The following is an 8,893-nucleotide window of genomic DNA, read 5'->3' on the forward strand; positions in this document are numbered from 1 at the left end:
CCCGTGTATGAGCTGCGCGTGCCGGACGGGTTCCACCGCGACGCGGGGCCTTGGAGGGCGCGGCGAGCGTGCTCGTGTCAGCGCTGTGAGTAGTGAGGGTTGGGGTAGCCGGATGGTTGAACGTCGGTAACGAATTGGTGACCCTGTCGATACGGGCCGTCGCGCGTTTTTCACTATCTGACGGATCGTCGCCGTGGAAGTTGCATATAACATCGACTCCGGCACGATCGACTACTCAACGGAACAACATCAACTACTTACAGCCACAAGATCCAATGGGGAGGATCGAGATGGCTCACCCGACACAGCAGCACGCCACAACCGCAACACGACGCGCGCTGCTGCTACTCGGACTCGCCGCAGCCAGCACCGGCGCCGCCCTGCTGGCCACCAGCGGCCACGCCCACGCGGCCGACCGGCAACCATCCGGGCTGCTCGGCGCCGTCACCGGGACGATCACCGGCACCGTCGAGCAGGTCACCGACACCATCACCCCCGCCCGTGGCAACGGCAAAACCCCGGTGCGGGACCTGCTCAACGACACCACCACCGCCGTCGACACCACCCTCACCGGCGTCGGCCGCACCGTCGAGCAGGTCACCGACACCATCGACCACGTCACCGCGCCCATCCCGGTCGTCGGCGGCGCTGTAGACACGGTCACCGACGTCACTGACCGGCTCGTCGGCACCACCCCACCCACCCCATCCAAGCCGCCCGATCCTGCGCCGCCGCCGGTGACAGACGTGACCACTCCCCCTGACGGTGACGGCGGCACCGCCCCACCGGATACCTCCGCACCGAGTACGACGGTCCCCGAGACCGCGCCCGAGACTGCGCCCGAGACCACGCCCGGGGCGACGGATGAGCAGCCCCCACCCGCCGCCGCAGCCCCGGGCGCACCCATCTACGGCCCCGACACCCCGGGACGCCTAGACGCCCGGCCCGGCGCTAACCGGGCCGCCGCTGCCGGCCACACCAGCCCGCGCATGACGGCAGCCCACATCGACGGGGCGCAACCCCAACCCGCCCCCGGAAACCACCGCGCCACCTGGCCCGGCTGCGACACCGAGGCCACCAACACCATCCGCAGCATCAGCAAGAACCCCTGCGCCCATGCCGGCCGGTGGGCCCAGCAGCCCCGCCGGCAGCAGCGCGTCACCGTGCTTCTCGCCAGCCTCAGCAGCCGCGCCGAACGACCAGCCGCCCCGTCCGGCTAGCCCTGGCACGCCTCCCGCGCGCCTCACCCCACCATCCGTGGGGTGAGGCGCGACCGCCGCACACCCACCGGTCGGTGATGCTGGCGGGGAGACGCAGCCCCCGGCGAGGACACCCCGCCTGCGTCTCCGACCCCTCCCCACAGCAGGAGACGGAGCAAACCCTTGTACGACGACGAGACCAAAGCCCGGCGGACGCGGCGGCGGCAGGACGCCCCCCTCATCATCGCCGGCATCGCTGCGGCCACCCTCGCCATCCTGACCGCATTCGCCTGGGGGTCGATCTACACCGATGCCAGAGATGCAGACGGCGTGGAACCTGTGACGTTCGGAAGCGGGGCGGCTATCGGCTTCGCGATCCTGGTCGGCATTGCCGCAGTCGCCGCCTTCTTTAGCTGCCTGATCATCTGGGACGGGCGTAGCCGAGCTGCCGCCGAGTGTCAGCATCTGGAACAGGTGATCCGCGGGGCGGTCGCGGTGTGCTTCCGTGAGGGTGACGACGCGGCCCGCGAGTTTTTGGGCGATGCGCAGCGGCTCGTTGACGGTCAAGCAACGGGCTCGGTGCGTCCCCTCCGCGCCAGCCGGGGGTAACGCTGGACTACTGGAAATGGGGGGCCGCCGACACGCCCGGCGGCCCCCCATTTTTCGGGCCGGTGCCCCCACGGTGCCCCCAGGCCCCAAAACCAGCTAGATCGACTAGCGGTGTTTGTGCAGCGTGCCCCCGGCAGGATTCGAACCTGCGACACACGGTTTAGGAAACCGATGCTCTATCCCCTGAGCTACGAGGGCGCGAGGGCCTAGTCTAGCGACCCACGCGTTCACCCGGGGTGGCAGGGAGTGGCCTTCGTTGACCTGCGTTGTCGCGTTCGACTGGCCGGGTTCAGAACCACCACGCTCGGCGCGGCCGGAACCGGCGGGAGCACTCGCCGTCGTGGTCGGGCCGCAGCAGGCAGCGCCGGCCGCCGGGGAGGACCTGGTCGCAAAAGGCCCAGTGGCGTACGTTCTGGTCGTCCTCGGGTGAGACGGTGGTGCCGCCGGGTTCGGTCTGCGGCAGCACCTGCGTCCAGTGCGCCACCACCCGGGCCAGCCGCTGTGCGGCCAGCAGGTCATTGACGACCACCGGCAGGTGGATGACCCAGCGTTCACTCATTGCCACTAGCTCCGCTCGTTGCGGGCGCGAGCCTGCTCGGACTGCCAGCAGCGCAACGCGTCCTTGACCCGATCGGTCTCCCGCCGACTCTGCGCCAGCGCGTCGTACACGGCGGCCAGATCACCGGCGACCCGGTCGAGGAACTCCGACACCTCTCGCGGGTCGAGCCCGCGCCGTCCCAGCGGCGTGGACCGGAACCGTCGCCCCCGCGCACCTGCCACGGCCGCAGCGGATGGTAGGCCGCCGAGCGGTAGCAGGTCGGCCCGCTGGCCGACCGCTGCGGACGCTGGTTACGCCGAAAGAACACGCGCATGGCAGGACCTGCCTCTCACCGTCGAGATTGACCTGTGGAAGGGGCGGGCCCGTCGACCCGCCGCGCACCGGCGGACCCACCCCGGCACCTGCCACCGCAGCCTGACGATCAGCAGTACGACAGCAGGGCCGCTTCATCGACTTTCGGGCCGCCATGATCACTCAGACGATCCGTAGCCTCACTCATCGCGCAACGGTCTTATCCCTTTGCGCAACTCCCGATTTGGGTTGGGGTCATTGCGTGTCGCGTTCTCTTCGGTCCACACTGGTCACCATGGCTGGAAGCCCGACCGTCCGTCGGCGGCGTCTGGCCGCCGCCCTGCGCCGGCTGCGCGAGCAGACCGGACTGACCGCCGACCAGGCGGCGAAGGAAATCGGCATCTCGAAGTCCGCGCTGAGCCGGGTCGAGAATGCCCAGGTCTCCGTGCTGCCACCGGTCGCCCGCAGCCTCCTTGAGCTGTACGGCGTCGAGGGCGAGGAGGTCGCGGCCCTCGTCCAGGTGGCCCGGGACGCGCGCAAGCGCGGCTGGTGGCAGGCGTACGACGATGTGCTGCCGGACTGGTTCGAGGTCTACGTCGGGCTGGAGGCCGAGGCGTCGGAGATCCGCGCCTTCCAGCCGCAACTGGTCCCCGGCCTGCTTCAGACCGCCGACTACGCCCGTACGGTCATCCGGGCCGAACACCCAGACGCGCCGAAGGAGGAGGTCGAGCGCCGGGTCGAGCTACGGATGCGCCGCCAGACGAGCGACACGCCGCCGAAGCTCTGGGTGGTGTTGGACGAGGCGGCCCTGCGGCGGCCGGTCGGCGGAGTCGAGGCGTACAAGGCGCAGTTGAAGCGGCTGGCCGAGGAGTCGGAGCAGCCCCGCCGCACCATCCAGATCCTGACCTTCGGCGCTGGTGAGTATGGCTCGATGGGCAGCGCGTTCAGCGTGCTGGCCTTCCCGGAGCCGGCCGATCCGGGGATCGTCTACATCGAAACCCGCGCCGGTAGCCTCTATCTCGAAGGCCAACAGGTCAGGGAGTACAGCCGGGTTTTTGAGCACCTGGTCGCCACGGCGGCGAGCGCTCGGGAGTCGCGCGACCTGATCCAGGGGGCGATCGACGAGCTATGAGAGGACGGGCGCGGTGACGGAGCTCAGCACGACCCCCGTGACCTGGCGGAAGAGCACCCGCAGCAACGGATCCGGCGACTGCGTCGAGGTCGCGGACAACCTGGCCGGCAGGGTCGCTGTACGGGACAGCAAGGACGTGAGCGGCCCGGTCCTCGCGTTCAGCCAGGCGGCATGGTCACACTTCGTCAACGGCCTGAAGCACCAAACGTCAACCAACTGAGTTTCGGACCACGGGGTGCTGTCTCTTGTCGGACAGCACCCCGTGGTTCCCGGGAATCAGCGCGATGCATGGACAAGTTTCCTGACGGCGCGAGGATGACTTCTCCCGGCGGCTGGTGATCGGCGCGTCGGTCACCAACGCAGGGGCCCCACCGGTTCCGCCGGGTCGGCGCGCTGCTCGGCCGCCAACTCCCCCTCTACCGAACCGGGCGGAGGCCGGCGGGCCGGCGGCATCATCGTTGGACGCTACGAACTTGATGACGTCGATGCATCACCTGCCCGCTAGAGGACGCGCGCTCGCACCGGCGCAGCCTTCGGCGGACACAACACCGTGGACCGGCCATCGGTTGAGTCGTTCACGTCATCAAGTTCGTAGCAGCTGCACCACCCTCCGCCCGCCCAGCGCCGTCCGCCACCAGGCACGCCGCAGCCGGGGCCCGGCGTGCCCGTTCGCCGCCGTACAGGCCGGGCTGTGGTGCACGGTCTCCTCACGTAGGACCGCATCAATTCCGCGAAGGTGCCTGAGGCTGTCACCTGGCGTTCAGCCTCCATCCGCCGACGGGTCGCCGTCAGACGCCTAGCGTCCACGTGGGCCGACCCGCAGAATGTCGGAGCCGAATCACCACCCCTAGGAGGTCCACGCCCATGCCCCGTGCGGTCATACGGCGAGTCATCGTCGCCTTGTCGTTGTCCACAGCTGGCTTAGCCAGCCCATTGCTCGCCACCCCGGCATCCGCCAATCCGGACGGTACGGGTCTGGTCATCAGCGAGGCGTACGTCAACGGCGGCTCGGCTGGCGCGAGCCTCCTCAACAAGTTCATCGAGCTCTACAACCCGACGTCGAGGGCCATCTCCCTCACCGGCGACACCCTGCAGTATCGCGCGCCCACGAGCACGGTTGTGCCGAGTGGTGCGCAGGTGTTCGCGCTGTCGGGGACGGTGGCCGCGCACGGCCACTTCCTCATCCAGCTGCCGAGCAACGGCACCGGCGGCGAGGCGCTGCCGGCACCGGACCTGAGCACCGGCGGCAGCATCAACCCGGGCGCGGGCGGTGGCACGCTCTTCATCGCGGCCAGCACCTCGGGTGTGCTGCCCACCGACGCCTCCGTCATCGACAAGATCGGCTGGGGGAACAGCAACTCCCCGGAGGGGACCGCCGCGACCGGCAACTCGGTCGTTCTGAGCTATCAGCGCGCGGCCGGTACGGACACGGACAACAACGCCGCTGACTTCCGCGTCGCCACCCCGACGCCGCAGAACTCGACGTCCGACGGTGGCACGGCGGCCGTCACGGTGACGAACCCCGGCAGCCAGAACGCGACAGTCGGCGCCCCGATCCCGCCACTGACCCTCAGCGCCTCGGGCGGCACCACGCCGTACACGTGGACGGCGGCCGGACTGCCCGCGGGCCTGGCGATCTCCTCGGCCGGGGTCGTCTCCGGCACCCCGACCGCGGCCGGCACCTCCTCGGTGACGGTCACCGCGACCGACTCGACCGGCGCGAGCGGGTCGACGTCCTTCAGCTACTACGTCGTGGCCGTGACGAAGGTCCTGCCGATCGCCGAGATCCGGGGCACGAACACCGACACGTCGCCGTACCTCAACAGGACCGTGACGACCGACGGCGTCGTGACCGCTGTCTACGCCACCGGCGGGTTCAACGGCTTCTTCCTGCAGACCGGCGGCGCCGGCGGCACCGAGGCGGAGGACGCCACGCCGGGCGCCTCCGACGCGGTCTTCGTGTTCGGCTCCGACGCGGCCGGCAAGGTCAGCATCGGCGAGAGTGTCCAGGTCACCGGCACGGTGCAGGAGTACCAGGGCAAGACCGAGATCAGCTTCCCGACGGTCACGAAGCTCGCCACGGCGCTGCCCCCCGTCAAGCCGCTCGTGATCCCGTGGTCCCACCTCACGACGGATGCTCAGAAGGTGGCGCACGAGGGCGAGCTGATCGCGCCCCAGGGCAATTTCACCGTGGCGGACAACTACAACGCGAACTGGTACGGCACCTTCACCCTCGCCGCTGGTGACACCCCGCTGCGCCAGCCCACCGACGCCGGCCCCGCTGGCAGCGCCCAGGCGCACGCCGTGGTCGCCGACAACGCCGCCCGGATGGTCACCCTGGACGACGGCTCGAGCTGGAACTACAGCACCAGCACGTACACCGGCACGCCGCTGCCGTGGTTCACGCGGAACAACCCCGTCCGCATCGGTTCGAAGGTCACCTTCCACCAGCCGCTGATCCTCGACTACCGGTTTTCACTGTGGAACTTCCAGCCGACCCAGCAGGTGACCGATGACGGCCACGCGGTCGCGACCTTCAGTGACACCCGGGCCGAAAACCAGCGGCCGGCCGCCGTCGGTGGCAGCGTCCGCCTGGCGACGTTCAACGTCCAGAACTACTTCCCGACGACCGGGCAGGTGTACGTCGCCAAGGGGCTGGGCACCTGCACCTACTACACGGACCGGGCCGGCAACCGCATCACCGTGAAGACCTGCTCCGGCCCCGGCAACAGCGCCGGCCCGCGCGGCGCCGCCGACGACGCCAACTTCCAGCGGCAGCAGGCGAAGATCGTTGTCGGTATCGACCGGCTCGGTGCCAGCATCGTGTCGTTGGAGGAGGTCGAGAACTCCGTCAAGTTCGGCCAGCCGCGGGACACCGCGCTCGCCGGCCTCGTCGACGCGCTCAACGCCGCCGCCGGCTCGAACGTGTGGGCGTACGTGCCCTCCCCCGCCGACGACAAGCTGCCGCCGCTCTCCCAGCAGGACGTGATCCGTACGGCGTTCATCTACAAGCCGGCGGAGGTCGCGCTCGTCGGGTCGTCGGTGGTGCTCACCGGTGACTCGGGCCCCGGCCAGCCGTTCTCGATCGCTCGCCAGCCGCTGGCTCAGGGCTTCAAGAAGGTTGGTGCGACCGACACCGACGCGTTCGTGGTCGTCGCCAACCACTGGAAGTCCAAGGGCAGCGGGACCCCGCTGTACGACGGCGACGCCCAGGACACCTCCTCGCCGGCGGTGGACCAGGGTGCGTTCAATGCGACCCGGGTGCGCCAGGCGCAGGACACGAGCGCCTTCGCCGCGCAGGTGGCGGCGGGCCTGGGCACGAACCGGATCTTCCTGGTCGGCGACTTCAACGCCTACACCCAGGAGGACCCGATGCAGGTCCTGTACGCCAACGGCTACACCGACCTGGGCGCCACCTTCGACCCGTCGGAGGCGACCTACTCCTACAACGGCATGCAGGGCTCGCTCGACCACGTGTTGGCCAACCCGGCCGCCCGCGCGCTGGTCACCGGGGCCGACGTGTGGCAGATCAACGCCCAGGAGGCGGTGGCCTACGGCTACAGCCGCTACAACTACAACGCCACGCTGCTGTTCAACGGCAGCGACCCGTTCTCGGCGTCGGACCACAACCCGGTCGTCGTCGGGCTGAACCCGCCGGTGACGCCGACCGTGCCGGCCTGGGACAAGTCGAAGGTGTACAACACCGGCGACCAGGTTTCCTACCAGGGTTCCACCTGGCAGTCGCTCTGGTGGACCCAGAACCAGACCCCGGGCGACCCCTACGGCCCGTGGCAGGAGATGGCGACCGCCGCCGACGGCACCGCCGTCTGGACCGCGTCGCGCATCTTCGACACCGGGGACATCGTCGTCTACCAGGGCAAGAAGTACGTTGCCCAGTGGTGGACCCGCAACCAGGTCCCCGGCCAGCCCTACGGCCCGTGGAAGATCATCGGCTGATCCGACGGTAGAGCTATCGGGGCCGCCTTCTCCGCGAAGGCGGCCCCGATCGTTGTCTCAGCTGCAGGCGGTGCCGTTGAGGCTGAACCCGCTCGGCGCGGCGCCGTTGCCGTTATGGGTGGCTTGGAAGCCGATCTGCGTGGAGCCGCCCGGTGGTATGGCGGCGTTGTAGCTGACGTTGGTCGCGGTCACCTGGCCGCTGGTGGGCGAGTAGTTGGCGTTCCAGCCGGAGGTGATGTTCTGCCCGGACGCGAGGTTGAACTTCAGCGACCAGCCGTTGATGGCGGCCGTACCGGTGTTGGTGATGGTGATGTTGTCGGTGAGGCCGTTGTTCCACGCGTTGACGTCGTTTGTCACTCGGCAGGTCTTGCTGCCGCCCGACGGCGGGCTCGTCGTGGGCGGGGCCGGCGTGGTCGGGCCGCTCGACGGGCCACCGCCAGCGCCCTCACTCACGGTGATGTTGGAGCTCCCGCTGCTCTGGTAGCCCTCGGTGGCGAGGATCTGGTAGTTGTGGGTGCCGAGGTTCAGGCCGAGGCTGGCCCACGCGTTGAAGTGGTTGGCGGTGGTGATGGTGCCGCCGGTCCGCTTCTGCTGCCGGACACTCCAGTACTGGTAGAACGTCGCCGTGCCGATGATGGACGGCTGGTTGACGCGCTGGGTGCGGTAGATGTCGTACGTGCTGCCGTCGGTGGTGACGGAACCCAGCCGGGTGGCGCCTGAGCTGGGGTTGTAGCTGCCGAAGTTCTCGACGACGTAGTACTCGATGAGTGGGTTGGTCGTCCACCCGTACAGCGCCAGGTAGCCGTTGCCGTTCGGGCTGAAGCTGCCCGAATAGTTCACCGTGTGGCTGGAGCCGGGGTTCCAGCCCTTGCCGACGACCATGTTGTTCATGTTGCTCCACTGGACGCTGTACTGGCCGCCGGCACCCATGGTCATGGTGACGTTGCCGTTGTCCTTCCAGTACGAGTAGAAGTAGCCGTTGTGGGTGCCGGTCGAGTTCGAGGTGAGGGTCCGGTCGGCCTCGGCGTGGGCGGTGCCGGCCAGGGTCACCGAGGCGGCGGCCAGCACGACGGCGCAGGCGCTGCCGATGAGCATCCTGACGCGGTCGCGCCCGTGACGCTTCGGGCGGGTGAGGGATTCGTTCAT

The 8,893-nt window shown here is 69.3% G+C and carries 7 protein-coding genes, 1 tRNA gene and 1 pseudogene; 5 read left to right on the forward strand and 4 right to left on the reverse strand.

Features of this window, described 5'->3' with window-relative positions; genetic code table 11:
- Positions 1-290: 290 nt before the first annotated feature.
- A complete protein-coding gene (locus ABZ671_RS01660) occupies positions 291-1,220 on the forward strand; it encodes a hypothetical protein (protein WP_357849494.1) in 930 nt (309 codons plus the stop codon).
- Positions 1,221-1,382: 162 nt separating this feature from the next.
- Positions 1,383-1,808 carry a hypothetical protein gene (locus ABZ671_RS01665; protein ID WP_357849497.1) on the forward strand — a complete coding sequence of 142 codons (426 nt, stop codon included), beginning with the start codon at positions 1,383-1,385 and terminating at the stop codon, positions 1,806-1,808.
- Positions 1,809-1,933: 125 nt separating this feature from the next.
- On the opposite strand, the gene ABZ671_RS01670 is transcribed toward ABZ671_RS01665, so the two are convergent.
- The 3 genes and pseudogenes from ABZ671_RS01670 to ABZ671_RS01680 all read right to left on the reverse strand — a co-directional run bounded on the left by ABZ671_RS01670 (position 1,934) and on the right by ABZ671_RS01680 (position 2,680).
- Positions 1,934-2,006 (reverse strand) — tRNA-Arg (locus ABZ671_RS01670).
- Positions 2,007-2,097: 91 nt separating this feature from the next.
- On the reverse strand, positions 2,098-2,367 hold the full coding sequence (locus ABZ671_RS01675) for a hypothetical protein (RefSeq protein WP_357849500.1): 270 nt from the start codon (positions 2,365-2,367) through the stop codon (positions 2,098-2,100).
- 5 nt (positions 2,368-2,372) lie between these two features.
- Positions 2,373-2,680, reverse strand: a pseudogene (locus ABZ671_RS01680) (DivIVA domain-containing protein).
- 273 nt (positions 2,681-2,953) lie between these two features.
- Here ABZ671_RS01680 and ABZ671_RS01685 point away from each other — a divergent pair.
- From ABZ671_RS01685 to ABZ671_RS01695, 3 genes are all read left to right on the forward strand, one after another.
- Positions 2,954-3,790, forward strand: a complete 837-nt coding sequence (locus ABZ671_RS01685; protein ID WP_357849502.1) for a helix-turn-helix transcriptional regulator — start codon at positions 2,954-2,956, stop codon at positions 3,788-3,790.
- 13 nt (positions 3,791-3,803) lie between these two features.
- Positions 3,804-4,010, forward strand: a complete 207-nt coding sequence (locus tag ABZ671_RS01690; RefSeq protein ID WP_357849505.1) for a DUF397 domain-containing protein — start codon at positions 3,804-3,806, stop codon at positions 4,008-4,010.
- Positions 4,011-4,723: 713 nt separating this feature from the next.
- The gene (locus ABZ671_RS01695; RefSeq protein ID WP_357849508.1) at positions 4,724-7,747 is read left to right on the forward strand and encodes an ExeM/NucH family extracellular endonuclease; all 3,024 of its coding nucleotides are present in this window, start codon (positions 4,724-4,726) and stop codon (positions 7,745-7,747) included.
- 57 nt (positions 7,748-7,804) lie between these two features.
- Here the strand turns inward: ABZ671_RS01695 and ABZ671_RS01700 are convergent, their stop codons facing one another.
- Positions 7,805-8,893: a glycoside hydrolase family 11 protein gene (locus ABZ671_RS01700; RefSeq protein WP_357849511.1), complete on the reverse strand. Its 1,089-nt coding sequence runs from the start codon at positions 8,891-8,893 to the stop codon at positions 7,805-7,807.

Origin of the sequence: Micromonospora sp. NPDC006766 (assembly GCF_040636055.1) — a bacterium.
GTDB lineage: Bacteria > Actinomycetota > Actinomycetes > Mycobacteriales > Micromonosporaceae > Micromonospora.